At 65.2% G+C, this 25,388-nt stretch carries 23 protein-coding genes; 13 read left to right on the forward strand and 10 right to left on the reverse strand.

The annotated features are described in order from the left end of the window. Position 1: 1 nt before the first annotated feature. Together Q0C17_RS11615 and Q0C17_RS11620 are read right to left on the reverse strand one after the other, a co-directional pair. A complete protein-coding gene (locus tag Q0C17_RS11615) occupies positions 2 to 199 on the reverse strand; it encodes a hypothetical protein (RefSeq protein WP_291206243.1) in 198 nt (65 codons plus the stop codon). A 4-nt stretch (positions 200 to 203) separates the two neighbouring features. Further along, complete coding sequence (locus tag Q0C17_RS11620) at positions 204 to 1,727, reverse strand: helicase HerA-like domain-containing protein (RefSeq protein WP_291206245.1); 1,524 nt, start codon at positions 1,725 to 1,727, stop codon at positions 204 to 206. Between the two features lie 139 nt (positions 1,728 to 1,866). Here Q0C17_RS11620 and Q0C17_RS11625 point away from each other — a divergent pair, with 139 nt between their 5' ends. From Q0C17_RS11625 to mtgA, 5 genes are all read left to right on the forward strand, one after another. Beyond that, the gene (locus Q0C17_RS11625; RefSeq protein WP_291206248.1) at positions 1,867 to 2,976 is read left to right on the forward strand and encodes an AI-2E family transporter; all 1,110 of its coding nucleotides are present in this window, start codon (positions 1,867 to 1,869) and stop codon (positions 2,974 to 2,976) included. 388 nt (positions 2,977 to 3,364) lie between these two features. Continuing rightward, positions 3,365 to 8,086, forward strand: a complete 4,722-nt coding sequence (locus Q0C17_RS11630; RefSeq protein ID WP_291206250.1) for an NAD-glutamate dehydrogenase — start codon at positions 3,365 to 3,367, stop codon at positions 8,084 to 8,086. A gap of 64 nt (positions 8,087 to 8,150) precedes the next feature. After that, positions 8,151 to 8,630: a hypothetical protein gene (locus Q0C17_RS11635; protein WP_291206253.1), complete on the forward strand. Its 480-nt coding sequence runs from the start codon at positions 8,151 to 8,153 to the stop codon at positions 8,628 to 8,630. A gap of 42 nt (positions 8,631 to 8,672) precedes the next feature. Beyond that, positions 8,673 to 9,797, forward strand: coding sequence for a tRNA epoxyqueuosine(34) reductase QueG (gene queG / locus Q0C17_RS11640; RefSeq protein WP_291206256.1), 1,125 nt, complete (start codon positions 8,673 to 8,675; stop codon positions 9,795 to 9,797). Next, entirely contained in the window at positions 9,794 to 10,909 is a 1,116-nt protein-coding gene (mtgA, locus tag Q0C17_RS11645) for a monofunctional biosynthetic peptidoglycan transglycosylase (RefSeq protein ID WP_291206259.1), read from the forward strand. Before queG ends, mtgA begins: the two co-directional genes overlap by 4 nt. A 145-nt stretch (positions 10,910 to 11,054) precedes the next feature. Here mtgA and Q0C17_RS11650 read toward each other — a convergent pair whose 3' ends face one another. After that, on the reverse strand, positions 11,055 to 11,972 hold the full coding sequence (locus Q0C17_RS11650; RefSeq protein WP_291206262.1) for an SDR family NAD(P)-dependent oxidoreductase: 918 nt from the start codon (positions 11,970 to 11,972) through the stop codon (positions 11,055 to 11,057). Positions 11,973 to 12,100: 128 nt separating this feature from the next. Between Q0C17_RS11650 and Q0C17_RS11655 the strand changes: the two genes are divergently transcribed. From Q0C17_RS11655 to Q0C17_RS11665, 3 genes are read left to right on the forward strand one after another with little or no spacing between them, the layout of a single operon-like run. Beyond that, positions 12,101 to 12,751 carry an HAD-IA family hydrolase gene (locus Q0C17_RS11655; protein ID WP_291206265.1) on the forward strand — a complete coding sequence of 217 codons (651 nt, stop codon included), beginning with the start codon at positions 12,101 to 12,103 and terminating at the stop codon, positions 12,749 to 12,751. Continuing rightward, positions 12,738 to 13,328 (forward strand): hypothetical protein, encoded by a 591-nt coding sequence (locus Q0C17_RS11660; RefSeq protein ID WP_291206268.1) that lies wholly within the window; start codon positions 12,738 to 12,740, stop codon positions 13,326 to 13,328. Before Q0C17_RS11655 ends, Q0C17_RS11660 begins: the two co-directional genes overlap by 14 nt. After that, on the forward strand, positions 13,325 to 13,624 hold the full coding sequence (locus tag Q0C17_RS11665; RefSeq protein WP_366914814.1) for a 4a-hydroxytetrahydrobiopterin dehydratase: 300 nt from the start codon (positions 13,325 to 13,327) through the stop codon (positions 13,622 to 13,624). The genes Q0C17_RS11660 and Q0C17_RS11665 overlap by 4 nt, the downstream gene beginning before the upstream one ends. On the opposite strand, the gene Q0C17_RS11670 is transcribed toward Q0C17_RS11665, so the two are convergent. From Q0C17_RS11670 to Q0C17_RS11685, 4 genes are read right to left on the reverse strand one after another with little or no spacing between them, the layout of a single operon-like run. Next, positions 13,621 to 14,514, reverse strand: coding sequence for a carbon-nitrogen hydrolase family protein (locus Q0C17_RS11670; RefSeq protein ID WP_291206274.1), 894 nt, complete (start codon positions 14,512 to 14,514; stop codon positions 13,621 to 13,623). The genes Q0C17_RS11665 and Q0C17_RS11670 overlap by 4 nt on opposite strands. A 9-nt stretch (positions 14,515 to 14,523) precedes the next feature. Further along, the gene (locus Q0C17_RS11675; RefSeq protein ID WP_291206277.1) at positions 14,524 to 15,834 is read right to left on the reverse strand and encodes an ATP-binding protein; all 1,311 of its coding nucleotides are present in this window, start codon (positions 15,832 to 15,834) and stop codon (positions 14,524 to 14,526) included. Position 15,835: 1 nt separating this feature from the next. Then, entirely contained in the window at positions 15,836 to 16,519 is a 684-nt protein-coding gene (locus Q0C17_RS11680; RefSeq protein WP_291206280.1) for a response regulator transcription factor, read from the reverse strand. A 6-nt stretch (positions 16,520 to 16,525) separates the two neighbouring features. Further along, positions 16,526 to 16,990 (reverse strand): MarR family winged helix-turn-helix transcriptional regulator, encoded by a 465-nt coding sequence (locus Q0C17_RS11685; protein WP_291206283.1) that lies wholly within the window; start codon positions 16,988 to 16,990, stop codon positions 16,526 to 16,528. Positions 16,991 to 17,041: 51 nt separating this feature from the next. Between Q0C17_RS11685 and Q0C17_RS11690 the strand changes: the two genes are divergently transcribed. After that, positions 17,042 to 17,926: a branched-chain amino acid aminotransferase gene (locus tag Q0C17_RS11690; protein ID WP_291206286.1), complete on the forward strand. Its 885-nt coding sequence runs from the start codon at positions 17,042 to 17,044 to the stop codon at positions 17,924 to 17,926. 67 nt (positions 17,927 to 17,993) lie between these two features. After that, on the forward strand, positions 17,994 to 18,515 hold the full coding sequence (locus Q0C17_RS11695; RefSeq protein ID WP_291206288.1) for a DUF1003 domain-containing protein: 522 nt from the start codon (positions 17,994 to 17,996) through the stop codon (positions 18,513 to 18,515). A gap of 9 nt (positions 18,516 to 18,524) precedes the next feature. Here the strand turns inward: Q0C17_RS11695 and Q0C17_RS11700 are convergent, their stop codons facing one another. Then, on the reverse strand, positions 18,525 to 19,436 hold the full coding sequence (locus Q0C17_RS11700; protein WP_291206289.1) for a DMT family transporter: 912 nt from the start codon (positions 19,434 to 19,436) through the stop codon (positions 18,525 to 18,527). A gap of 45 nt (positions 19,437 to 19,481) precedes the next feature. Continuing rightward, positions 19,482 to 20,441, reverse strand: coding sequence for a calcium/sodium antiporter (locus tag Q0C17_RS11705; RefSeq protein ID WP_291206292.1), 960 nt, complete (start codon positions 20,439 to 20,441; stop codon positions 19,482 to 19,484). A 168-nt stretch (positions 20,442 to 20,609) separates the two neighbouring features. On the opposite strand from Q0C17_RS11705, the gene Q0C17_RS11710 reads away from it, so the two are divergent. Beyond that, on the forward strand, positions 20,610 to 21,590 hold the full coding sequence (locus tag Q0C17_RS11710) for an HWE histidine kinase domain-containing protein (RefSeq protein ID WP_291206295.1): 981 nt from the start codon (positions 20,610 to 20,612) through the stop codon (positions 21,588 to 21,590). Between the two features lie 8 nt (positions 21,591 to 21,598). Here the strand turns inward: Q0C17_RS11710 and Q0C17_RS11715 are convergent, their stop codons facing one another. Next, positions 21,599 to 22,294 (reverse strand): response regulator, encoded by a 696-nt coding sequence (locus tag Q0C17_RS11715; RefSeq protein WP_291206298.1) that lies wholly within the window; start codon positions 22,292 to 22,294, stop codon positions 21,599 to 21,601. Positions 22,295 to 22,579: 285 nt separating this feature from the next. Here Q0C17_RS11715 and Q0C17_RS11720 point away from each other — a divergent pair, with 285 nt between their 5' ends. After that, on the forward strand, positions 22,580 to 23,863 hold the full coding sequence (locus Q0C17_RS11720) for a hypothetical protein (protein ID WP_291206301.1): 1,284 nt from the start codon (positions 22,580 to 22,582) through the stop codon (positions 23,861 to 23,863). Beyond that, the gene (locus tag Q0C17_RS11725) at positions 23,860 to 25,380 is read left to right on the forward strand and encodes a hypothetical protein (RefSeq protein ID WP_291206304.1); all 1,521 of its coding nucleotides are present in this window, start codon (positions 23,860 to 23,862) and stop codon (positions 25,378 to 25,380) included. The genes Q0C17_RS11720 and Q0C17_RS11725 overlap by 4 nt, the downstream gene beginning before the upstream one ends. Positions 25,381 to 25,388: the final 8 nt, after the last annotated feature.

Genomic DNA, 25,388 nt, shown 5'->3' on the forward strand with positions numbered 1-25,388 from the left:
CCTACAGCTTGGCCCGCGTCCACCCCCGCCCGGCCATGCAGGTGACGAAGTTCGCTTCAACATTGTAACTGATCTGGTTGCAGGCCGCGACGGCGGTGCGGAACGGCTGGGCGCCGGCATGGCCGGTCCAGTTCTTTTCCGCCGGCCCGGTCGCGCAGGCAGACAGGGCAAGGGCGGCAGCGAGCATCACGAGGCGCATGGGATTACCGTTTCCGTGTTCCGAAAATGCCGCGCAGGACGTAGCGTACCACTTCCCGGCTGGCGGTGCTGGCGGCGTTGTTGACGGCGCGTTCGGATGTCGTCATCCGGCGCGAGCGGGTCGTGGTCTTTCCCTTGGCTTTCGTTTTGGCAGCGGCTTCCTTTTCCTTGGCTTCGATCTTGGCAAGTTTCTCGGCCTCCTTGGCGGCGGCTTCCTCGCGCTTCAACAGGATCTCGTAGGCCGACTCCCGGTCGATCGTCTTGTCATACTTGCCGAAAACGGGGCTTGTCTTCTGCACTTCGGCGCGCTCCGCATCGGTCGCCGGGCCAAGCCGCGAGGAAGGCGGCCGGATCAGTGTCTTCTGCACCATCGTCGGCGCGCCCTTGGCTTCCAGGGTCGAGACCAGCGCTTCGCCGACGCCCATCTCGGTGATCGCCGCCTCGGTCTTGAAGGCCGGGTTCGGACGGAACGAGGCGGCAGCGGATTTCACCGCCTTCTGTTCGGTCGGCGTGTAGGCGCGCAGCGCGTGCTGCATCCGGTTGCCCAGCTGCGCCAGCACGCTTTCGGGCAAGTCGCGCGGGTTTTGGGTGACGAAGTAGACGCCCACACCTTTCGAGCGGATCAGGCGCACGACCTGTTCGATCTTCTGCATCAGCGCAGGGGGCGCGTCCGCAAACAGCAGGTGCGCCTCATCGAAGAAGAACACCAGACGCGGCTTCTCCGGATCGCCGATCTCGGGCAGCTCCTCGAACAATTCCGACAGAAGCCAGAGCAGGAACGTGGAGTAGAGTTTCGGCGAATTGATAAGCTTGCGCGCATCGAGAATGTTGATGTAGCCGCGCCCGTTGGTCGTTGTGCGCATGAAGTCCGACAGCTCGAGTGCCGGCTCGCCGAAGAAGCGCTCCGCGCCGTCGCGTTCCAGCACAAGCAATTCACGCTGCACCGCCGACAGGGACGCCGGCGCGACGTTGCCGTACTTGCGGCTCACTTCCGTGCGCACCGTGTCATCGCCGAGGCTCACCAGCAGCTTGCGCAGGTCTTTCAGGTCGAGCAACAACAGACCGTTATCGTCGGCATACTGGAAGGCAATGTTCAGCACCCCTTCCTGCACGTCGGTCAGACCCATGAGGCGCGACAGCAGCAGGGGGCCCATTTCGGAAATCGTCGCGCGGATCGGATGACCGCTCTCGCCAAACACGTCCCAGAACACCGTCGGGGCGCCTTCATACTTCAGTTCGCCCATGCCGATCTGCTGCGCCCGGGCGGTCAGGCTCGCATGCGCCTTGTGCGTCTCGCTGCCCGGCATGCAGATGCCCGACAGGTCGCCCTTCACGTCGGCGGCAAACACAGGCACCCCGGCGTCCGAAAAGGCCTGCGCCATGATCTGCAGCGTCACGGTCTTGCCTGTGCCGGTCGCTCCCGCCACAAGGCCGTGCCGGTTGGCCACTTTCAAGATCAGCGACTGGGCCGCATCGGGATGGCCGGTGCCGTTTGCATCCGCCCCGCCCAGGAAAATCGTGTCGCTCATGTCCGGCCCTTCATTCTGAAATCCTTGCCAAGGCTAGCCATCTGCGCGGATTCGGCAAGCAGCATCACCCGTTGACTGCGCTTGACCGGGCGCCCGGGCACGCCCAACCTCCGCGCCAGATTCCCGGAGACACTACCCCATGGAGCGTTCTGCCAAGGTCGGCACCTGGATCATCGCGACCGGTGTCATCATTGCGCTGCTGTATTTCGGCCGCGAAATCCTGGCGACCTTTGCGATGGCCGTGTTCCTGTTCCTGATCATCGAGGGCTTCGCCACGATGCTCGACAACACCAGCAAGGCCGTCAACATGCGCACGGCCCGCCTCATGGCGGTCCTGATTGTCACCGGCGGTTTTGTGGGCTTCATCGCGCTGATGGCCAACGGCATGGCCGAGTTCGGCCGCCACGCCGAGGAGTACGAAACCAAGATCAATGGCCTTGTCGCCGATGCCTATCAGGCTGTCGGCATGAGCGACTCGCCCACGCTGACCGAACTGATTTTCAACGAACAGGGGGAGCGGTTCTTCGCCACCATCGCCAATTCCGTCAGTGGTCTGTCCGGCGATATCGTTCTGATCCTTATCTACGTCGCCTTCCTGTTTGCCGCTCAGTCCGGCTGGTCGCACAAGCTCGACAAGATCTTCACCTCGCCTGAACGCCGGGAACAGGTCCGACAGATCGGCGACGATGCGCGCGTCGGCATCGAGCGTTATCTCTGGGTCCAGACGGTGATCTCAGCTGTTATAACCACGCTAAGTTACTTCTCGCTCCTGGCACTGGGTGTCCAGAACGCACTCTTCCTCTCGGCGCTGATCTTCGTACTGAATTATATCCCCACAGTCGGCTCAATCGTTGCCGCGCTGGTGCCCCCGCTGTTTGCGCTGGTCCAGCCCGCCGTCCCCGGATGGGTGCCCGGACTGGCGCCGCAGGACTCCTATATCTACGCGGCTCTCGTATTTGTGATCGTCAGCTTCTGGCAGTTCTCGATCGGCAACTTCGTGCAGCCGCGCATGATGGGCGACTCCCTTAACCTGTCCGCGCTGATCGTCCTGCTAGCCCTGGCCATCTGGGGCGTCCTGTGGGGAATCCCGGGGATGTTCCTGTCGGCGCCGCTGACCGTCCTGATGATGATCCTGCTGGCGCAGGCGAAGGACACGCGCTGGATCGCCATTCTTCTGTCAGCTGATGGCAACCCAAGAATGAACTCAATTAAACCACCAGAGCGTGCGACCGCAGGAAGCAGTTCCTGAATTGCACCGTTTCGTGTAATGAGCGCGTACAAGGGCGATGGGCCTTGGGCGGCCGTGTGTAGAATCGTTAACTTTTTTTAGACGGGTTCCGCATTGATATCGGGGTTCGTACGACAACATTACAAATTCAGGCTTCCGCGTGCGTCCCCCCACCCAGCCTGCGGAAGTTTCTGAAGGGCCCGCCGGACATGTCCCCGTTCGGCGGGCCCACTTATGTCCGCCCCCCGCACAGTCCATTTGGAGGCTCTGCTGCCGTTGACGCAAACGGCAGGCATCCTTTCTGCAGCCTGCCCGATTCTTCACCACACGGCCCCAGCAGTATTCTTGAAGCGGTAACGCCCCGGCGTTAGACCCGGTGGAACACGTTTCCCTTAGGTGAGTCGCTTCCATGACACGTTCCGCCGCCGTTGCCGGGCCTGAGGGTCAGGTTCTTGAGCAGATCCTGCAGGAGGCACGGGGCGAGGACCTCACCGGCCTCACGCAGGCCGACATCAAGGCGCTCGCCAAAGGCCTCTGGACCTGGGCCGCAGACCTCCCCGCCGGCCAGCAGGACGTCCGCGTCATCGCGCATGTCAATGGTGCCAGGGGTTCGCTCGGCCGCGCCGTTCTGGAAGCCGCCGGCCCGGACATGCCTTTTCTCGTCGACTCCCTGCTCAACGAATGCGCCGCGCAGGGCCACGAAGTAAAAACCCTCTTCCACCCCGTCGTCACCCTGGCCGACGGCCGGATGATCTCGGTCATCCAGATTCACCTGTCGCTGCTCACTCCGGGGGAGGCGGACCTGCTCGAAGCCGGCGTGCGCGCCACCCTCGCTGATGTCCAGCGTGCCGTCTCCGACCACCGCGCCATGCAGGCCCGGATGCGCACTGAGATGAAACGCCTTGCCGGCCTGCAACACATTGCCACCGTCGAGCGCGACGAGGCGGTCGCCTTTCTCGAATGGCTCCTGAAGGAGCACTACGTCTTCCTCGGCAGCCGCGAGTACGATTTCGCCACCGACGAGGCCGGCGGCGTGCTGCCGGCCGAGCCGATGATGATCGACGGCTCCAACCTCGGCATCCTGCGCGATGAGAACCTCAACGTCCTTTCGCCCGACAGCGAGCCGCTCGTGCTGACACGCGAAGTCGGCGAATTCCTCGCCCATCCCGCGCCCCTGATCATTGCCAAGTCAACGCTCCCCACGCGCGTCCACCGCCGTGTGCCGTGCGACTATATCGGAATAAAGAAGTACGACGCGCAGGGCCGCGTGAACGGCGAGGTTCGCTTCCTCGGCCTGTTCACCGCAGAAGCCTATGATGAGACCGCGCGTTCGATTCCCTTCGTGCGCCGGCGCGTTCAGAAGATCATGGCTGCTTCCGGCGCCGCACCTGGCGGCCACACCGAGAAGGCGCTCGCCAATCTCATCGAGACCTGGCCGCGCGACGAACTTTTTCAGACCCGCTCCACCATCCTCGGCCCGATGGTCATGGGCGCCCTTCACCTGATCGGCCGTCCACGGACGAAAGTCTTCCTGCGCCGCGACGAGTTCGACCGGTTTGTCACAGCCCTGGTCTTCGTGCCGCGCGAATCCTACGACACCGCGCTGCGCCAGCGCATCGGCGCCGTGCTGACCGAAGCCTACCGGGGCGAACTGCGCTCCTTCCAGCCCTATTTCGACTCCGGCCCGATGGCGCGGGTGCATTTCGAGATCGGCCTCTCGCCCGGCCATCCGGAACCCGACGCCGCCGAAATCGAAACCCGGATCGCCGCGCTCGCCCGCACCTGGGACCAGGGCTTCCGCGACCTGCTGATGAGTTCCGATCTCACCGGCGGCGACCGGGAAGGAGCACGCGCCTTCATTGGCGCCTTCAACGCCGCCTACCGCGAAGCCTTTGCGCCGGATGAAGCCCTGCGGGATGTGACCAGCATGGCCGCGCTCAGCGCCGGCCGTCCAATGGTAGCCCGCGCCTATCGCCGCGACAGCGACGAGCCCACGAAGGTTCGTGTAAAGATCTTTGCGCGTGACGGCGCCATCGCGCTCTCGCGCTGCGTGCCGGTGTTCGAGAATCTCGGCCTCTTCGTGCACTTCGAAACCGGCTATCCCGTGCGCCCGCCCTTCAAGCCGGTCGCTGATGCGCCGGAGGTCTACTGGGTCCATTCCCTCGCGATGGAGTCGGCAGACGGCCAGCCGCTGGCGCTGCAGGGTCTCGCCCGCGCGCTGGAGGATGCCTTCATCGCCGTCTGGAGTGGAAAGGCCGACAATGACAAGTTCAACCGGCTCGTGCTTACCGCCGGCGCGAGTTGGCGCGAAGCCGCGCTGATCCGCGCGCTCGCCGCCTATCGCCGCCAGAGCGGGCTGGACCAGCCGCAGGACGTGCAGGAAGCCGCTGTCGCGCGCTATCCGGCTGTCACGCGCCTGATCCTTGACCTCTTCACCGCCCGCTTTGATCCGCAGGCGCACAAAAATCTCGACGCGCGCACCAAAGCCTGCGCCGATATAGAAGCAGAGTTCGAGGAGGCTATGAAGGGCGTCGTCAGCCTCACGGACGATCTCGTGCTGCGCCGCCTGTTCAATCTCGTGCGCGCACTGCAACGCACCAACTTCTACCAGACGGACGAACACGGCGCCGAGCGCACCTGGATCAGCTTCAAGGTCGCCAGCCGCGAACTCGCGGACCTCCCGGAGCCGAAGCCTTTCCGCGAAATCTTCACGTCCAGCCCGAAGGTCGAAGGCGTCCACCTGCGCTTCGGGCCTGTCGCACGCGGCGGCCTGCGCTGGTCGGACCGCCCGTCGGACTATCGCACTGAAGTCCTCGGCCTCGTAAAGGCCCAACAGGTCAAGAACGCTGTCATCGTGCCGGTCGGCTCGAAAGGCGGCTTCTATCCGAAACAGCTGCCGCCGCGGAACGATCCGAACTGGTTCGAAAGCGGCCGCGACGCTTACAAGGAGTTCATCACGGCGCTGCTCGGCCTCACCGACAATCTCGTCAAGGGAAAGCTCGTGCCCCCGCCGCAGACCGTCATATGGGACGGCGAGGACCCTTATCTCGTCGTCGCCGCCGACAAGGGCACCGCGACCTTCTCCGATACTGCCAACGCGATCAGCCTCGAGAAGGGCCATTGGCTCGGGGACGCCTTCGCTTCGGGCGGATCGGCAGGGTATGACCATAAGAAGATGGGCATTACCGCCCGCGGCGCCTGGGAAGCGGTCAAGCGCCACTTCCGCGAAAAGGGCCGCGACATCCAGAAGCAGCCTTTCACGGTCATCGGTGTCGGTGACATGTCCGGCGACGTTTTCGGCAACGGCATGCTGCTCTCGCCCGAGATCCGTCTCGTGGCGGCGTTCAACCATATGCACATCTTCCTTGATCCCAACCCGGACGATCCGGCGAAATCCCTCGTCGAGCGCGCCCGCATGTTCGCCCTGCCGCGCTCCACATGGGCTGACTATGATGCAAAGCTCATCTCGAGAGGCGGCGGCATCTTCGAACGCGCTGCGAAATCGATTCCGCTCTCGCCCGAAGTGAAGGCGCTCACCGGCCTCTCGAAAGACGCCGTCACGCCCGACGAACTCCTGAACGCCCTTCTGAAGGCTGAAACCGACCTCCTCTGGTTCGGGGGCATCGGCACCTATGTGAAGTCCTCCGCCGAATCCCACGCCGATGTTGGCGACCGCGCCAATGATGCGATCCGCGTCAATGGCCGCGACCTCAGGGCGAAGGTTATCGGGGAAGGGGCCAACCTCGGCATGACGCAGGCCGGCCGCATCGAGTTCGCCCTGGCTGGCGGGCGCATCAACACCGATGCGATCGACAACTCCGCCGGTGTCGATTCGTCCGACCACGAAGTGAACATCAAGATCCTCGCCGCCGAAGCCATCCGCCTCGGCGACCTGAAAGAGGCCGCCCGCAACGACCTTCTCGCCGAGATGACTGATGATGTTGCTGCACACGTCCTCGCGCACAATTACGACCAGTCGAACGCGCTCACCCTCGCCAGTGCCACCGCGCTCGAAGACCATGACGCGCTCGAGCGCCTGATGGTCTATCTCGAAGAACGCGGCGTCCTGAATCGCGCCCTTGAAGGCCTGCCATCCACAACCGGCATGCAGACCCGCAAGGAACAGGGCCAGGCCCTCACGCGCCCTGAACTCGCCGTCCTCCTAGCCTGGTCGAAGATCGTCCTGTTCGACGACATCGTCGCCTCTGGCCTGCCAGATGATCCCTGGTTCGAGCCTGTCCTTAAGGCCTATTTCCCATCGCCGATCGACGGCTTCGAGAAGGCCATGAAAGGCCATCGTCTCCGCCGCGAGATCATCGCCACGGTCATTGCTAACCGCACGCTGGATTTCTGCGGCCCCGTCGCGCTGCTCCGGCTGCGCGAACTCACCGGCGCGGCTCCCGCCGAAGCCGTCCGCGCGCTGGAAGCTGCCCGCGAAGTGCTCGATCTCGCAGGCTTCCGGCGCGAAGTCTTCGCACTCGACACGCTGGTTCCGGCTGATCTGCAGACAGCGCTTCAGCTCGAAGCCGTCCACGCCGCCAGCGAAGCTGCCGGCTGGTTCATCCGCGCCACAGCCGGCAAGCCGGTAGGCGACGCCGTCAAGCAGACCCACGCCCCGCTGAATGAGCTGAAAGCCGCCCTGCCTGCCGTGCAGTCGTCCTTCCCGGCCTCGCGCATTGAGCGGGATGCACGCGCCTTCATCAAGCGCGGCGCGCCGGAAGCGCTCGCCCACTGGGCTGCCGCGATGAGCTATTTCGCCCAAGGCCTCGTCATCGTCGATGTCTCGCAGCAGGCCAGGAAAAAAGTGCCGGAAACGGCCGCCGCCTTCTACGCCATCGGCGACGCTCTCCGGCTCGACCGGTTGCGCGCCTCGGCCCGCGAAGGCCTCGTCAAAGCACCCTACTGGGACCGCGTTGCCGGCCGCCGCCTGATCTCCGAACTCGTCCGCCTGCAGGCTTCCGCTACCGAGGAAGCGCTCCGTGCCGGCGACGCCGACACCTGGCTGGAGGCGCGCGGCGAAAGCCGCCGAAAGGTGATCAGTACTCTGACGGAGCTCGGCAAGGACCGCGCCTGGTCCTTCGCCAAGTTCGCCCTGTCAACGGACGCTGTGCGCCAGTTCATGGGCCGCTGAGGCCGTTCAGTCAGTATTCAGCGCGGCCGGCCCAGTCTCGGCTCGTCTTGAAGCGGGGATGCACATGCAGAACTTCCTGATGACCGCTGCCGGCGCTGTGATGCTCGCTGGCTGCTGCCTCCTGCCGGACGCCGGGCCGGTGCCGGAAACTGCGCCCGAAACCGCACTCTCTGCGGCCGCCGCAGAGCTCCCGGTCAATCCAAGCATCAGGTGGGGGTCCACCGGCACGGGCCTTTATATCTACCACAATGTCTCAGGCGACTGCGTCTGGCTCGAGCATACGCACGGCCGAAACGGCGCCTGGGGCCTCTGGCGCCTTCCGCTCGGGGCGGTCTCGTCTACCGGCCCCGAAATGGCGGACGGCGAAGGCTTCGCCATAACCTTCACCTGCACCGACGGCAGCGCCTGTATCGAGGCGGGCGCTTTCGATAAAACCCCTGACCGCACCAGCGCCCACACCATCCCCTTCGAAACCGAGCAACGCGCCGAGCGCTACTTCTCCGAGGTTGCCAGTCTCGACAAGGCCTGCCGCATGCTCAAGTAATCTGCCCTTCGCCCCGCGCGCGCAGACTGCTATCCACCGATCATGGCCGAAACGCCCGCCGCCCTCGAATCGACGCTGAAAGCTGCCGCCCGCGCGCTCGGCTTTGACGCGGCCGGCATCGCCCGCGCCGACGAGGCCTGGGAGGCCGGCGCCCGCCTCGCCGAGTTCGTCGCCAAAGGCCGCCACGGCGAGATGCGCTGGATGGAAGACACGCTCGCCCGCCGCAGCGCCCCCACCGCCATGTGGCCAGAAGCCCGCGCCGCCCTTGTCGTCGCCATGAATTACGGCCCGGACCACAATCCCCTCGACACGCTCACCCAGCGCCAAACCGGCAACATCTCCGTATACGCACGGGGCAGGGACTATCACGACCTCATCAAGTCCCGCCTGAAACAGCTCGCGGGTGAGATCGCCGCGCTCACCGGCGCGGATGTGAAGGTCTTCGTCGATACCGCCCCGCTGATGGAAAAGCCGCTCGCCCAGAAGGCTGGCCTCGGTTGGCAGGGCAAGCACACAAACCTCGTCAGCCGCGATCTCGGCTCCTGGTTCTTCCTCGGCATCGTCCTCACCAGCGCGGCCCTCGTGCCGGATGCCCCGGAGGCAGACCATTGCGGCTCCTGCCGCGCCTGCCTCGATATCTGCCCCACCGCCGCTTTCCCTGCGCCCTACCAGCTCGATGCCCGCCGCTGCATCTCCTACCTCACCATCGAGCACGCCGGCCCCATCCCGCGCGAGTTCCGCGCCGCGATGGGCAACCGCATCTATGGCTGCGACGATTGCCTCGCCGCCTGTCCCTGGAACAAGTTCGCCGCCGCCGCTTCCGAATCAGCCCTCTTCGCCCGCGCCGAGCTGAAGACACCGGGCCTGGTCGAACTTGCCGCGCTCGATGACGCGTCTTTCCGCGAAATCTTCTCCGGCTCCCCGGTCAAGCGCACGGGGCGGGAGCGCTTCGTGCGCAATGTCTGCATCGCCCTCGGCAATTCGGGCAATCCGGAGCTCTTGCCGGCCGTTTGGCCGCTGCTGGATGATGCCAGCCCCCTCGTGCGCGGCGCTGCTGTCTGGGCGCTCGCCCGCCTTGATGCTGCCGGTTTTGCTGAAGAAAAGGCGCGGCGCCGCGCATCCGAACATGATAGCACGGTGACCGAAGAATGGGATCTCGGGGCATGAGCGACAACACATCCAACACCGCGGCGTCCGCCTATTACGGCACGGACGCCGCCCCGCCGCCGCAGAAGCCGAAGCGTCACGTGCCCCTCTGGCGCCGCCTCCTCGTCCGGGTGATCCAGGCCGGCATCGCCCTCTTCCTGCTGTTCCATCTCTACGCCCTCGTGCTGCGCGTCCTGCCGGTCCCCGGCACCATCCTGATGACCCAGCGCGCCGGGCAGGGCGAGGACGTGCGCAAGGATTGGACCAGCCTTGACAAGATCTCACCCCATCTCGTCCTCGCCGTCATCGCGGCAGAGGATGCAAAGTTCTGCGAACATGGCGGCATCGACTGGGAGGCCATCGAAAAGGCCCGCGAGTTCAACAGGCGCAACAAGGGCGAGCGTCGCCGCGGCGGCTCAACCATAAGCCAGCAGACCGCCAAGAACGTCTTTTTCTGGAATGGCGGCGGAATGCCCCGCAAGGCCGGCGAAGCCTGGATGACCTATGTCATCGAAACTGTCTGGGGCAAGCGCCGCATCATGGAAGTCTACCTGAACGTCGCCGAATGGGGCGACGGCCTGTTCGGTGCGGAGGCCGCTGCTCAGGCCCGCTTCGGCAAGTCCGCCGCTGATCTGACGCCGCTGGAGGCTGCGCGCCTTGCCGCCGTTCTTCCCTCCCCGAACAAATGGAGCGCCGACAAGCCTGGCCCCTATGTGCGCAAGCGCACCGGCTCCATCCAGTCGCGCATGCGCGTCGTCGCCAATGAAGGCTACGCCGCCTGCGTCCTCGGCGACGAGTTCCGCTCGTCCCTGCCGAAACCCGAGAAGGGCGAAACCCCGCGCCCGCCGCCGGTGTTCGAAGAGATCCCCGAAGCGCCCGAGGAAGGCGAGGAAGCCATCGGCGCCGTCCCTGCTGACGGCGCGCCAGCGGTAAACGAGAACGACGTCCTCAACGACATCCTCAACTCCGCCGACGAAACCTTCAACGCGGCCCCGCCGGCAGACCCTGCCGCAGAACCCGCACCTGAAGCCGCGCCACCGGCAGAAGCGCCTGCTGCCGATGCCGCCACAGACCCAGCCTCCGAACCTCCGCCTGCGGACGAAGGTGGCCCCACGGTCCTGACCCCGCAATAAGGCTGGAATTCAGGGTAGAAGTCTTTACCGGCCCCTGAATCCCGTCCCTACTTCTATCCTCAGCCACCTTGCCGACCCGGCGAACGCCGGGACCCGGAGCGCCAGATAAGGCGGGCGTTCCGTTTCAACCGGCCGTCCTTGCGGCCTAGACCGGATCATACGGGAACACGCTCGCCGTCGCGCCGAGGTCGGTGAAGCTGCCATTCATCGCGGGGAAGCAATGGTCGATCAGCGATTCCGGTGTCCAGCCTTCGAGGCGCGCCAGCGTCTTCACTGGACGCGGCTGATCAAACAGGATGACCTCGTTGCCCCGTACACCGAAGATCTGCCCACTGACATGGGCCGCCGTATCGGCGCAGAGCGCAACGGCCAGCTGCGCAACCTGGTCGGCGCGCATGCCGTCCTTCATCCGTTGCACGCGCTGCGCGCCGGCCTCGTCCTTCACCGGGATCGAGGCGATCATCCTCGTCCAGGCGAAGGGCGCGATGATGTTGGAGCGCACGTTTTTCGCCGCGCCTTCCATCGCGATGATGCGGCTGAGGCCCGCAATGCCGAGCTTGGCCGCGCCATAGTTGGCCTGGCCGATATTGCCGATCAGGCCGGTGGTCGAGGTAAACAGCACATAGGAACCGGCCTGCTTGTCGCGAAAATGCTCGATCGTGGCGCGCGTGACATTGAACGACCCATGCAGGTGAACATCAATGACGGCCTTCCAGTCGGATTCGCTCATCTTGTGGAACATGCCGTCGCGCAGGATGCCGGCAGGGTTGATCACCGCATCGAGCCGGCCGAACGTGTCGAGCGCCTGCGTCACCATGCCGGCCACCGCGTTATAATCGGTCACGCTCTCGGAGTTGGACACGGCCTCGCCGCCAGCCTTGCGGATTTCCGCAGCGACAGCCTCTGCCGGCCCGGCCGAGCCTTCCTCGTCGCCCTTCAGGCTGCCGCCAAGATCGTTGACCACGACCTTGGCGCCCTGGCGTGCCGCCAGCAGGGCGCATTCCTTGCCGATGCCGTTGCCGCCGCCAGTGACCAGCACCACTTTTCCTTCCAGAACGCCCATGGTTTTCTCCCTTTTGTCTCGCGGCGGGACACTATCGCCCCCGCCACGCCCCGCAAGGGCAGGGCGCCAAAAAACCGGTGTGAAAATCAAGGTTTGAAATGCACGCAGCGAAGGGCTAGCTAGCCGCCATGACACGTACGTTCCAAGCCATCATCTGGGATTTCGGCGGGGTTTTCACCTCGTCGCCCTTCGAAGCCTTCAACCGCTACGAGGCCGCCTCTGGCCTTCCGGTCGATTTCATCCGCACGGTCAACTCCATCAATCCGCTGGAAAATGCCTGGGCCAAACTCGAGCGGTCGGAAGTTGATGCGCAAACGTTTGACCAGCTGTTCCGCGCCGAAGCCGCCGCCCTCGGCCATGATGTCCCGGGCCGCGACATTCTCGGTCTCCTGTCGGGCAGCCTGCGCCCGCGGGTCGTGAACGCGCTGAAAGTCTGCAAGACAAAGGGCAAGGTTGGCTGCATCACCAACAACGCGCCGATCGGCAAGGGCGCCTCGATGACGAGCGACGATGGCAAGGCGAAGGAACTCGCCGCGGTATTCGACTTGTTCGACCACCTGATCGAAAGCTCCAAGCTTGGCATCCGCAAGCCTGATCCGCGCATCTATGCGCTGATGTGCGAGGCCCTCGATGTTGATCCGAAAGCCTGCGTCTACCTTGATGACCTCGGCATCAACCTCAAGCCGGCGCGCGAGATGGGCATGGCGACCATCAAGGTCACCAGCGAGGACCAAATGCTCACCGATCTGGAAGCCGTGACCGGCTATGCGCTGCGCTAGCTTCGCCGCCCTCATCGCCGCCTTTGTCCTCGCCGCGTGTTCGCCGGCTGAGGAGGAAGTCGTGCTGGCGCTTCCTCCGGCCCCGGACGACCGCTTCACCGAAGTACCCGAGGCACCTCAGGTGGTGGAGGTCAGCAGGGCCGCCGCGAAGACGCGCGACGAGCTGATCCACGAAGCCACCAAAGGCTCGCTGCGCGGTCTCGGCGTGATCGCGTCGCGCAATCCGGAGTTCAAGTCGAATGTCGGCGGCCAGTCGCATGACCGGTTCTGGGATCTTCTCCGCCGTACGGGCGTTGATCCGAACCGTAAACTCCGTGAACTGTTTGAACAGCCGGCTGGACTGCGCGAGATCGACGGCCAGCGCTGGTATGTCTGGCCGGACCTCGCTGCGAAAGACGCCGCTGACTTGATCCCGGAAAAGCTGACTTTCCAGGACCGGCGCCGGCTCGAGGAGCTGATCCGCGAAGACGGCATCGCGAAGATCCGCGCCGGTGAAGGCTATCCCGGCATGCGCACTGCCATCGCCGAAGACGGCACCTGGATTTATTTCGTACTCGGACAGGACGGGGAGGAATGAGTATGAGCAAGAAAATCGGCGCTGCTGCAGCCGCGAAAGCCCTGAAGGGCTGGCAGGCTCTGGATGAGGAGCGCGACGCAATCCGCAAGAGTTTCAAGTTCGCCGATTTCAAGACTGCCTTCGCCTTCATGTCGGGCGCGGCGCTGAAGGCTGAGCAGATGGATCACCATCCCGAATGGTTCAACGTCTACAACAGGGTGGACGTGGTCCTGACAACGCATGACGCTGACGGCGTGACTCAAAAGGACCTCGAGCTCGCCGGCTTTATGGACCAACTGGCCGGGCGGCTGGGCTAGGCTTTCCACCCGCTCCCATAAAGATCTCTGCGCCGATCATTGAGGTTCTGGACCGTTCCGCGCAGGCGCGCTTCGGCAAGGTCGGCGAGGGACAGGTCGGCGACGATCATCGTCTCGGCATTCGGCTCAGCTTCGGCGCGGACGCCGTTCCATGCGAAGGGCAGGTCGCACGGTGTCAGGACGGCGCCCTGAGCATAATGGACATCCATGTTGCCGACATTCGGCAGGTTGCCGCAAACGCCCGACAGGATGACATAGATCTGGTTCTCGATGGCGCGGGCCGCGCAGCAATACCGTACACGGAGATAACCGTTCCGGTCGTCGGTGCAAAAGGGCACGAACAGCATCATCGCGCCCTGATCCACGAGATGGCGGACCTGTTCCGGGAACTCGCTGTCATAACAGATCGCGATACCTATGGGGCCGCAATCGGTTTCGATTACCTTGTTCTCGCTTCCGCCGGTGACGCCCCAATAGCTGCGTTCGGAAGGCGTCGCGTGGATCTTCTCCTGCCGGTGCAGGCTGCCATCGCGCAGGGCAGCGTAGGCGATGTTCCGGATATCGCCGGAGGCAGTGCGGGTCACATGCGTGCCGCCGATCACGTTGATCCGGAAACGGACGGAAATGCCTTTCAATAGCGCCTCGAAACGGGGCGTGTATGCAGTCAGGGCGTCTATGGCTTCCTCAGGGCTGAGCAGCGTAGATGCGAGCGAAAGGGTTTGTAGCGTATAGAGTTCCGGAAATGTGATAAACTGCGCCTCATATTCGCTCGCGACGCGCGCATAATAGGTGATGCGATCTTCGAAATCCTCGAGGCTTGCGATGCGGCGCATCTCGAATTGGACCGAGGCGACGCGGACACGTTCGGACAGGGCGGGATGGGTCGGCATTCGGCGGTCCTATCGGGTCTCGGTCGGCAGGCGCAGGATGGCGCGCAGGCCGCCGAGGGGGCTTTTCATCAGGCGGATGTCGCCGCCATGGGCGCGCGCGGTATCGCGTGCGAGCGTGAGGCCAAGGCCGGTGCCCGGTGCATTCTGGGTGCGGGCGTCGTCAAGACGCGAGAAGGGGCGGAAGGCCTCTTCATGCCGCTCCGGCGGAATGCCTGGGCCGTCATCATCAACGGCGACTTCTGCCCAACGCGGCCCGTCGACGAGCACAATCTGAGCCTTCATCGCAAACTTCAGCGCGTTGGAAACAAGGTTTGTCACCGCGCGCTTGATCGCCAGCGGATGGCCCATGACGATTACCTGTGAAGGGCCGGTCACCGGTATATGCGCGCCAAAGCTTCCGGCAATCTCGCGCACCATTGCGCCCAGATCGAAGAGGGCAGCCTCGTCGGCTTCCTCGCCGCGGGCAAAGGCGAGGTATTCGTCGAGCATCATCGCCATGTCGTCGAGGTCGGATCTTGCCGCGTGCAGATCGTCCGAATCCGGCATCATCGCGAGCGCGAGTTTGAGACGCGTCAGGGGCGTTCGCAGGTCATGGCTGACGCCGGCGAGCATTGCAGTGCGCTGTTCGGTGAAGGCGGTGAGGCGCTCTTTCATGTCGATCAGTGCGCGTGCGGCGTCGCGCACTTCGGTCGCGCCGGAGGGATGGAAGTCCGGCAGGTCGCGGCCACGTCCGAAGGCGCGCGCGGCTTCGGAGAGACGCAGGATCGAGCGAACCTGCTGGTTCAGGAAGCCGACCGCGAGGGCCACCATCAGCAGCGAGAAGGCGATAACCCAGACGATGAAGATGTGCGAGTTGATCATGAAGGCGCGCTTGCGGTCGATAATGATCTCTCCGGCGCCGTCATTGACGGGGAAGCGCAGGTGCAGCCGCGAGTCGTCGCGCGCAAGGCCGACGAAGACCGGGACGCCAAGCCGCTCGGCGAGTTCGGACTTCAGAGCCTCATCATAGGCGAAGTTCTGCTTGAGGTCCGTTTCCGGAATCGTCTGTGCAGAAAGGGAGCAGGTGAACCAGGTGTCCAGCTGCATCTGGATGCGCGTGTGATCGCGTGCGCTATAGTCCGGATTGAGGCAGGCGGCGCGGATGAGGTTGGCGTCGCGCGTGATGGCCTGGGCGAGCTTGCGATTCACTTCGGCCACCTGGCTGGAATAGTAATACCAGGTCATCAGCGACAGAATCAGCAGCACTGGCATCAGGATGATCAGCAGGCTTCGGGCATAGAGCCCGCGCGGTGTAACGTCCCTGAGGCGTGGTCTGGGCATGTCAGTCGGGCATCAGGCGGTAGCCGATGCCGCGCACGGTCTGGATATGCACCGGTTCTTTCGGGTTCGGTTCGATCTTCCGTCTCAGTCTTGTCACCTGTACGTCCACGGAGCGTTCGAGGCCGGCCGAGGTCAGCTCGGCGAGGTCTTCGCGGCTGACGGGTTCGCCGGCATTGCGGGCCAGGACAGTGAGCAACTGCAGTTCGGCGTCGGTCAGGCGGATGCGTTCATCGCCGGATTTGAGTTCGCCGCGCGCGGCATTGAAGACGAGACCGGACATCTCGACCTCGTCCGGCGGCGGGGCGGATTTCTGCGAGCGGCGCAGGATTGCCTCGCAGCGCAGGACAAGTTCTTCCGGCTCGAAGGGCTTGGCGAGATAGTCGTCTGCGCCGAGGCGGAGGCCCTCGATCCGGTCGCTGGTCTGGCCGCGCGCCGTCAGCAGCATCACCGGCGTTTCCCGAGCGGGTCCTTTGCGGATGCCGGAGAGGAGGGAGAGGCCGTCCTCGCCCGGCATCATGATGTCGAGGATGGCGAGGTCGAAGGCGAGGTTTTCCATCAGGCTGCGGGCGGTCGCGGCGTCTGGTGCTGCGCTGACGCGGAAGCCCTTCAGCGTCAGGAAACGCTTGGTCAGGTCGCGGATGCGGTCGTCATCATCAACGATGAGGATGTGGGCTGGCTCTTTCATCGGGACCTACTTCACCAGCGCTTCGAGCAGGAAGCGGGCGCCGGCGACGGCTTCGGGGCCGCTGGCCCGGAAGGCGAGGCGCAGGCGCTCGCGCACCTCGATGGCCAGGGGGGTGGTCAGGGTCACGCCGGCGTCTGAAAGGGTCAGCTTGCGGCGCCGGGCGTCGCTCGTCTCACGGGCACGCTCGATCAGGCCGCGCTCGTCCAGCTTGCCGATCAGGCGGGCAAAGGTGGGCACCGTCATGCCGAGTCCGCTGCGCAATTCGCTGACCGTCAGGCCCGGCCGGTAGCGGACGGCCATGAGAATCTGCAGCTCTGGCTTGCTCAGACCGGCCTTCTTGCGCGCGCTTTCAGCTGCCCTAGCGAGCACAGAAGCCCCTGAAATCAGGAGACCTGCGCTGCGGTCCAGCTCCTGATCGGTCAGGAACAGCCGGGGGTCGAAAGGCCGGTTCAGGTTGACGGGCGATGCCATAAGTCGGAAATGAACCCGAATACGCAGAAAGTTCAAGCGAGGAGCGTTCCAATGGCTGCCATCCCCTACGATGACCGAGACGGATACATCTGGATGGACGGGGCGTTCGTCCCCTGGCGCGAGTCCAAGGTTCACGTCCTGACACATGCGCTCCACTATGCTTCGGCCGTGTTCGAGGGCGAGCGGGCTTATGGCGGCAAGATCTTCCGGTCGCTGGACCATTCCAAGCGCCTTCATCGCTCGGCCGGCATCATGGGCTTCGACATCCCGTTCAGCGTGGACCAGGTCGAGCAGGCCAAAAAGGAGGCGCTGGTGAAATCCGGCCTCGAGAGCGCCTATGTGCGGGCGATTGCCTGGCGCGGCTCCGAGATGATGGGCGTCTCGGCCCAGAACAACACGATTCACCTGGCCGTGGCCGTCTGGCACTGGGGCGACTATTTTGCCGACAAAATGAAGGGCATCCGCCTGACGCATGCCCAGTGGCGGCGTCCGGCTCCCGATACGGCGCCTTGCGAGGCAAAGGCGGCCGGCCTCTACATGATTTGCACCCTGTCGAAGCACGCGGCTGAGAAGGCCGGCTACCAGGATGCGCTGATGCTGGACTACCGAGGCCAGGTGGCCGAGGCGACCGGCGCAAACATCTTCTTCGTGCGCGACGGCGCGCTGCACACACCGACGCCGGATTGTTTCCTGAACGGGCTGACCCGGCAGACGACGATCGCGCTGGCCAAAGCCCGGAAGATCGAAGTGATCGAGCGGGCAATCTTCCCGAACGAGCTGCCCTCATTCACCGAATGCTTCATCACCGGTTCGGCGGCGGAACTCACCCCTGTCGCCGAGATCGGCGAGCATCGCTACAAACCGGGTGCGATTTCTGAGGCGCTGGTGAATGACTATTCGGCGCTGTGCAACGGCAGGCTGGAACTCGCCCTCTAGGCAGTTCCCCTGTCGCGCCGCGTGGCGGCGGCGTAGGATGCTGCCTCCTGAGCGTGAGGGAGGTCACATGATCATCGAAGCCGTCGTCAGTCTGGTGAACACCGTGCTGCACAGAACCGGCAATGCCGGCAAGGCGGAGCAGGCGGTTGATGCCTTCCGCTCGCGCCGGCCGCTCGTGCCCGACGCGAACGCGAAGATCGACGCCGAGACCTCGCAGGGCGACCGGCTCTCGGATGCGATCGCGCGGATCGGCGGCTCCTGGCCGTTCATCACCGGCTTTGTGCTGTTCCTGATCCTTTGGATCGTGGGCAATGGCGTATTGCTTGGAACGCAGGACCGGTTTGATCCCTACCCGTTCATATTTCTGAACCTCGTCCTGTCGATGGTGGCGGCGCTGCAGGCCCCGATCATCATGATGAGCCAGAACCGCCAATCGGCGAAAGACCGGCTGGTGGCGAACACCGACTATGAAGTGAACCTCAAGGCGGAGCTGGAGATTCTGGCCCTGCACGAGAAGATCGACCGGCTGGAGGCGCAACAGGCGGCGATGCTGGCGCACCTTTCCGCGATGCGCGGCGCGCCAGGCTGAGGCGGGCGGTCAGGTCAGGATGTCGCTGGCCGGGACCCTGGCTTCGCGCCGGGCGATGAAGTGGGTCTCGAAGGCGACGACGAGGCAGGCGGCAATGATGATGGCGGCGCCGGCATAGACGCGCCAGCCGGGAATCTCCTGGAAGAAGACATAGCCGAGCAGGGCCGACCAGATCAGGCCGGTATACTCGAAGGGTGCAAGCGTTTGCGCCTTCGCCTTGGCGTAGGCGAGCGTCATCATCCACCAGATACCGATGCCGAGGAAGGCAACGCCGATCATCGGACCCCAGGAATGCGCTTGCGGCGTCCACTGGGTGAAGAGGAGCATGAAGGGCAGCAGGAAGAGCGCGGGGAAGACGTTCATGAACGTGACCAGCGTCAGGCTGTCTTCCTCCTTCGTCCGCAGGCGGAGGAGCACGATGTTGAGCGCATAGAGCACGGCGGAGATGAGGATCGCGCCCGTGCCATACAGCCGGTTGCCGTCCGCCGGGCCGCCGGCGGTTTCGGCGGTGGCGGCCAGGGCTGCGCCGGCAAAGCCGACGAGAGAGGCGCCGATGGTCACCGGGCTCATCTTTTCACCAAGGATGACGCGTGCGATCGGCGCAATCATCAGCGCGGCTGTGAAGCCCATGACGACGGCTTCGGCAAGGGCGATCTGCGTCAGCGAATAGAAGAAGGCGAAGGCAGAAATGACCTGTGCGAGGGAGCGCAGGGCGTGGAAGCGGATGGCGGGCAGGGCGGGGACGGGCCGGCGGCTGGCGGCGAACAGCGCAACCATGATGACCGAGCCGAGGATGTAGCGCCAGGCAGTGGCAGTCAGCACGCTGGTGCCGCCCATCATCACATGTTTCATCACGGCGTCGACGCCGCATCCGAAGATGACGCCGAAGCAGACGAGCAGGATGGGATGGGGCAGGCGCATGACCGGCGTGGAGTGGAGCCGCGCGGGCCCCGCGTCAAGCCGCGATCACGCGGCCGAGTTCATCCCCAGCCAGACGCAATAGCCGACATAGGCTGCCAGCATGAGCCCGCCCTCGACCCGGCCGATGCGCCAGCGGGACATGGCCGTCATGAACAGCAGCACCGTAGCGGCGATCATCACCCAGATGTCGAGGCTGGCGATCTGAGGCGGCACCGGGATCGGCTTCACCATGGCGGTGACGCCGAGGATGCCGAGGACGTTGTAGATGTTGGAGCCGACGATGTTGCCGAAGGCGATGTCGCTGTGCTTGCGCAGGGCGGCCATGACCGAGGTGACGAATTCCGGAAGCGAGGTGCCGACGGCGACGATGGTGAGGCCGATGATGGTTTCGGAGACGTTGAAGTCGCGCGCGATGTCGATGGCGCTGGTCACGAGGAAGCGGGCGCCGAGGATGGTGAGGGCAAGGCCCCCGATGACGAAGACGAGGTCGAGCGCAATGCCGGCGGGCGAAGGCTTCGGCGCGTCTGCCATGGTGCCGGCGGCCGCGTCCGCGGCGGCATTGGACTGGCGCTCCTGCCGGAAGGCAAAATAGACGTAACCGCCGAGCGCGGCGACGAAGACGGCGCCGAGGACCGGTGTCAGCTGGCCGTAGAGGACCGCGCCCAGACACATCAGTGTGGAGAGCGCAAGGACGATGCCGTCGCGTTTGAAAGTCCCGCGGGCGACCGCAATCGGGAAGATGATTGCCGAGATGCCGAGAATCAGAAGGATGTTGGCGGTATTGGAGCCGACGATATTGCCGACCGCAATGCCCGGTGAGCCGGCGAAGGCTGCCTGGAGGCTGGTGACGAGTTCGGGCGTCGAGGTGCCGAAGCCAACGAGGGTCAGGCCGATCAGCAAGGGCGAGACGCGGAACTTCTGGGCGATCTGGACAGCGCCGCGCACCAGCAGTTCGCCGCCGGCGACAAGAAGGACGAGGCCCAGCAGCAGGAACAGGATGGTCATGATTCGGTTTTCCCTAGGGCACCGGCCCTCGGAGCAGGGATGTGGCGCATCCCGGAGCTGACGGAAAGCCCGGATTCGGGATTTTTTCAGCCGGCCAGGTATCAGCCCGCCTCTTCACGGACCCGTCGAAGCGGACCAAACTGCGCAGCCAGGGCCTTGGAGGCGCATGTGGATAACCCAATCAGCCCGCCCGATTTCGCCGCCGTGCTGCGCAGCGTGGCCTCGCCGATCGTCGTCTATGACCGGGAGTTCCGGTTCACCTATGCCAACCCGGCCTTCTGCCTGTCGGTGCACAAGACCTGGGAGGAACTCGAGGGTCGGCGGGTCGGTGAGGTGTTCCCGGAGGCGCCGGAGCGGACGCAGGAGATCATCGCGCGGTTCGCCCGTGTCTGGGCGGGCGAAACCATGCGCTCGCCCGGCCAGCCCTACCGCTTGCCGGGACCGGACGGGCGCCTGAAGGAACGCTACTGGCGCTCGGTCGAGACGCCGCTCTACGGGCCCGACGGGACGGTGACGCATGTCGTGCAGGCGGGTGAGGACATTACTGAAGCGATCGGCCTGAAGCGGCAGAAGGACGCGATTACTTCAGAACTCGAGCACCGCCTGCGCAATACGCTGGCGATGGTCGGCTCACTGGCGATGTTGACCGGGCAGCACACGCCGACGGTTGAGGCGTTCATCGACTCCTTCACCGACCGGCTGGAAGCGATGAGCCGGAACCTGACAATGATCTCCGACCATCATTGGGAAGGCCTGCCCTTCCGCACCATCCTGGAGGCAGAGCTGGCGCAGGTCGTCTCGCTCGACGATCCCCGTGTGCGGGTCAGCGGGCCCGACCTGATGCTGTCGGTGCAGGCGACCAAATGGACGGCGCTGCTGGTGCACGAGATGGTGACGAACGCCGTTCGGCATGGGTGTTTCTCCGTACCCGGAGGAACGCTGTCCGTCAGCTGGCGAGTGGACGGCGACGTGTTCACCTCGGACTGGGTCGAAACCGGGCGCCGGGAGCAGGGCGAGCCCACGCGCAAGGGTTTCGGCACGCAGCTTCTTACGCTGACGCCGGGTATAAGGTTCGACCGGGTGCTGGAGGAAACCGGTCTGCGCCAGCGGACAACCGCGCCGGCGGGGATATTCACGATGGGCGGCTGACGGGTTGCCTATTGTGCTGCGGGCCTGAACGACAGGGCCTGCGTGATGACAGCGCGGACGTGGGCAGGCTTGAAGGGTTTGGGGATCAGGAAGGTTGGCTCGCCGGGTCGCCCGGTCAGCAGGCGCTCGGGGAAGGCCGTGATGAAGATCGCCGGAATGGGCAGCGAGCGGCGGATTTCAGCGACGGCTTCGGTGCCCTGAGAGCCGTCCGCAAGATGGATGTCAGCGATCAGCAGGTCTGGCTTGACCGTGAGGGCATGCAGGACGGCGTCCGCAGCGGTGGACGTCACGCCCGTAACTGTGTGGCCGAGCGCGGCGGCGATCTGGGAGAGGCTGGCGCCGATCAGCAGCTCGTCCTCGATGATGCAGATGCGGCGGCTTTCGGCAGATGCGTGGCCGCGCTCGGCATCCTCGAGCAGGCCAGCCAGGTCTTGCGGTGCGGCGCCGAGCACGGCGGCGGCGTCGGGCAGGCTGAAACCTTCCATCGCGGTGAGCAGCAGCGCCCGCCGGGCGAGGGCGCTGCCAGTCTCGCCGCCGGGGACAAGCGCCTTGTCCAGCGCGGCAAACAGCGAGACGCGGGTAACCTGCGCGGGCGCGGCGTCCACCAGGGTTTCAAGCATGCGCTCTACCGCGCGGTCACCTTGTGCCGCATGGCCGGTAACCGCGCGCGCATAGCGTCGCAGGAAAGGCAGCTGATGTTCCAAACCGTCAGAAATATCCAATACCGGCCCCGGCTGTCGCGAATCGGACTGTGCACAGATTCTGAACTGCCGCAACGCCGGCGCACGGATCGCCCGTTGTTGCTGCAGGGGCGACCTGGAGAGAATCGGTTCGTATGCGGAGGGACGGGGCGAGGCCCGATTGTCTGGTGGGCCAGCCCGTGATAGCCTTAGATTGGGAGGACGCGCGAGTGACGAGAGCATGGCTCTTGCGCTTTGGCAGACCTGGCGGGGGCACCGGGAGTGCACCAGGCCGGGCGGGATGGCCGCGTGGCTAAACCGCTGCAGCCGCCCGCGCCGGTCGCCCTCCATGCGCTGGCCTATGTAGCCTTGTCCCTGCAGCTGCCCCTGAACCTTGCGGATGACTGGGACATCGTCTTCTCGGGCTTGCTGTTTGCACCGCTGCTGGCAGCCTGGCTGGGTGCGCGGTTCGGGCGGCGGGGACTTGCGCCGTTGTGGATCTCAGCGCCGCTGACGGTGCCGGACTGGTCTCTCGGGTTCGGCTATACTTTCATGTTTCAGCTTGGCTTCGGCGCGGCGCTCTTTGCGCTGTGCGTGCTGGTGACGCTGGTGTTCGCCGCAAAGCGCGAGGCGGGCGGGGAGGCCGCGGCGGCGCCGGCGCCGGTATGGATGGGCGTATCCGCTGCGGTGCTGGCGGTGGCAGCGGGGTATGCCGAGGCGGGCCTGTCGCTCGCAGAGAGCCGGGTGAGCATCGGCATCGATGCGCCCTGGGCGATGGCGCTTGCCGCGTTCGGTCTGGTTGTACTGCGGCGGTGTCCGCCAGGGCTGGCGGCGGTAGCCGTCATCGTGGCAGCAGCGGTAGGATATGCGCTGAACCGCGCCGCCGATCTCTACTGGAGCATGGACGGCGGCACGTATGCGCTTGCCTGGGATGTCTCGGCGGGATGGGGGATGCGCGCGCTCGAAGCCGGGAGTTTCGGACTGGCGGCAATCCTGGCAGGAAAAATCGTGCGCAACTGGCAGGGCCTGGGCGCGGCGGGGCGGATGCTGCGCCGCGCCGCGGCGGGTCTGACCGTGCTGCTGATCCTGCCGCCTGCGCTCACGGCGGCCGAAGCGGCGCTGCAGAGGGCCGCGAGCGAACGGCCTCTGGCTGAGGCCGGGCTGACGGGAGCGGCCGGCTTTCCTGTGGCGGCGGCGGCACGCGCAATGGCGCCGCCGGTCCTGTTGCAGGGGGTGGAGCAGATCATTGTGACGGCGTCGAGGCGGCGACCTCCTTCGGCGCAGATCGCGCTCGGTCATCCGGCAGCTGGACATTTGCTGGCGGTATTCTCGCTGGTGCTGGGCGCAGCGCTCGCGAACCGGGCGGCGTTCTGGTTACCGCAGGCGGTGCTGGGCGCAACGGTCGTGAGCGCGCTGGCGGTCGAGCGAGCGATATATGGTCCAGGATTTTTTGCCGACTATTATTTCGCCGAGGATTTCTTCGTGGAAAATGTCAGCGCCGTGCTTTGGGCGGCGTTCGCGTGCTGGACCTTTGTATGGCTTGGGATGCGCGCGCGCTTGCGGGCGCACGAACGGGGCGCGGGGGTTACATGAACCGGGATGTGACAGCCGCTGCAGAGACGGCGCGGCGCCTGGATGTGTCGGCGACGCTGCGGGCATTCGCGGCGCCGGCGGCGATCCTGCTGGTGACCGGATCCTTCGCGCTGATGGGTTGGCAGGCGGCGAGCGATCCCTATTCGGGCGGAGACTGGATCTTGCTGATCGCGCTGCTGGGGGCAGTGTCGCTGATCGCGTCGCCGGCCTTGGCTGTGTTCGTGGACGCGCTGGCGCGCCAGGACATGCCGCGTGCCTCCGGCGCCGTAGCGTTGATCGCGGGCGGACTTCTGCACGCGGGGCTGGCGGTGGCGGTAATGATCCTCCTGCTCGTCGGGCTGGCGTCCGCGTTCGATCCGGCGGCGCTGGACGAACTCAGGTATGTCGTGGAAAGCCCGGAGTTTCCGCTACAGGTTGCCGCTCTGGCGCTATATGCCGTATACGGATGGCTGCTGTGGCGAACGGTGCAGGTGGAGACGGCCCTGTCGGCAGCGCCGTCGCGGGCGCTGCTTCTGGGCGATTTGGGCGGGGCGGGTTTCTGGCCACGGTTCGGCTACCTTCTGGGCATTCCTGCCTCGATGTGGTCGGCGGGGGCTTTGGCGGCGCCAGCCTTCTGGTTGTTCCTGCTGGCGCGCGTCCTTGTCTATGCAGCCATTGCGCCGGTGGCGCTGGCGATCCAGGTCCTCGGCGATCCATATGACACGTCAGGGGTAAGCCTTCCCGTATTGCTGGCGATTGCTGCGGCATTGTTCTTGAGCGGGCATCTCGTGTTCCTGGCGGCCAAGCGCCTTGCGGCGCGGCGCATCTGGAAAGAGCCGCGCTCGGCAAATGCTGGGCCAATCCTGTTCTTGCGTTCCTTCCGGGATGACCAGTTCCGTTTCGAGAAATCCTGGCGCGATCCGGTGGGACGCTGGCTGGAGCTCTGGTCGTTCCGGCGCAATGCCGACGAGATGCTGGTTGATGAATTCGCCTGGTATGGGCCCGTCATCGCGCTGGGCCAGCCGGGCGAGTCGCATACGCCGTTCGGGGCGGACCGGCGTTATGTGGACCATGACACATGGCAGGCAGTGGTGGAGGATGCCGCCGCTCGGGCACACACCGTGGTGGTCGGCGCGGGCGAGACGCCCGGGTTGGTGTGGGAATATGAGTTGATCGCGCGCCGCGGCTTTTTCGGCAAAACGATCTACCTGTTTCCGCCGCACGCGGCATCTCATCCCGCGTCGGTGCGCGCGGTGGAGCTGTTCAACAAGGCCTACCCGGATCACCCGATCACGGCGCCGGCGCAAGGCGTGCTGGTGGCGGCCCTGATTGAGGGGACGGCGGTGCATACGATGACCGCGCGCCGGCCGACGGCGCAGGCCTATCTCGTGGCGCTGCGGCGCGTTTTGCAGGCACGCGAAACCGTCCTTGGACGGACGGTTGGCGACCGGCCTATGCCGGTCGGGGTAATCGTAGCGGTGGCGGCCGGCGTGCTGGCAGGCATCGTGCTGGGCGTTGCGCTGTCGGAGTTTGGCTGAGCGCCGGT

The sequence above is a fragment of the Hyphomonas sp. genome, assembly GCF_022844445.1.
GTDB lineage: Bacteria > Pseudomonadota > Alphaproteobacteria > Caulobacterales > Hyphomonadaceae > Hyphomonas.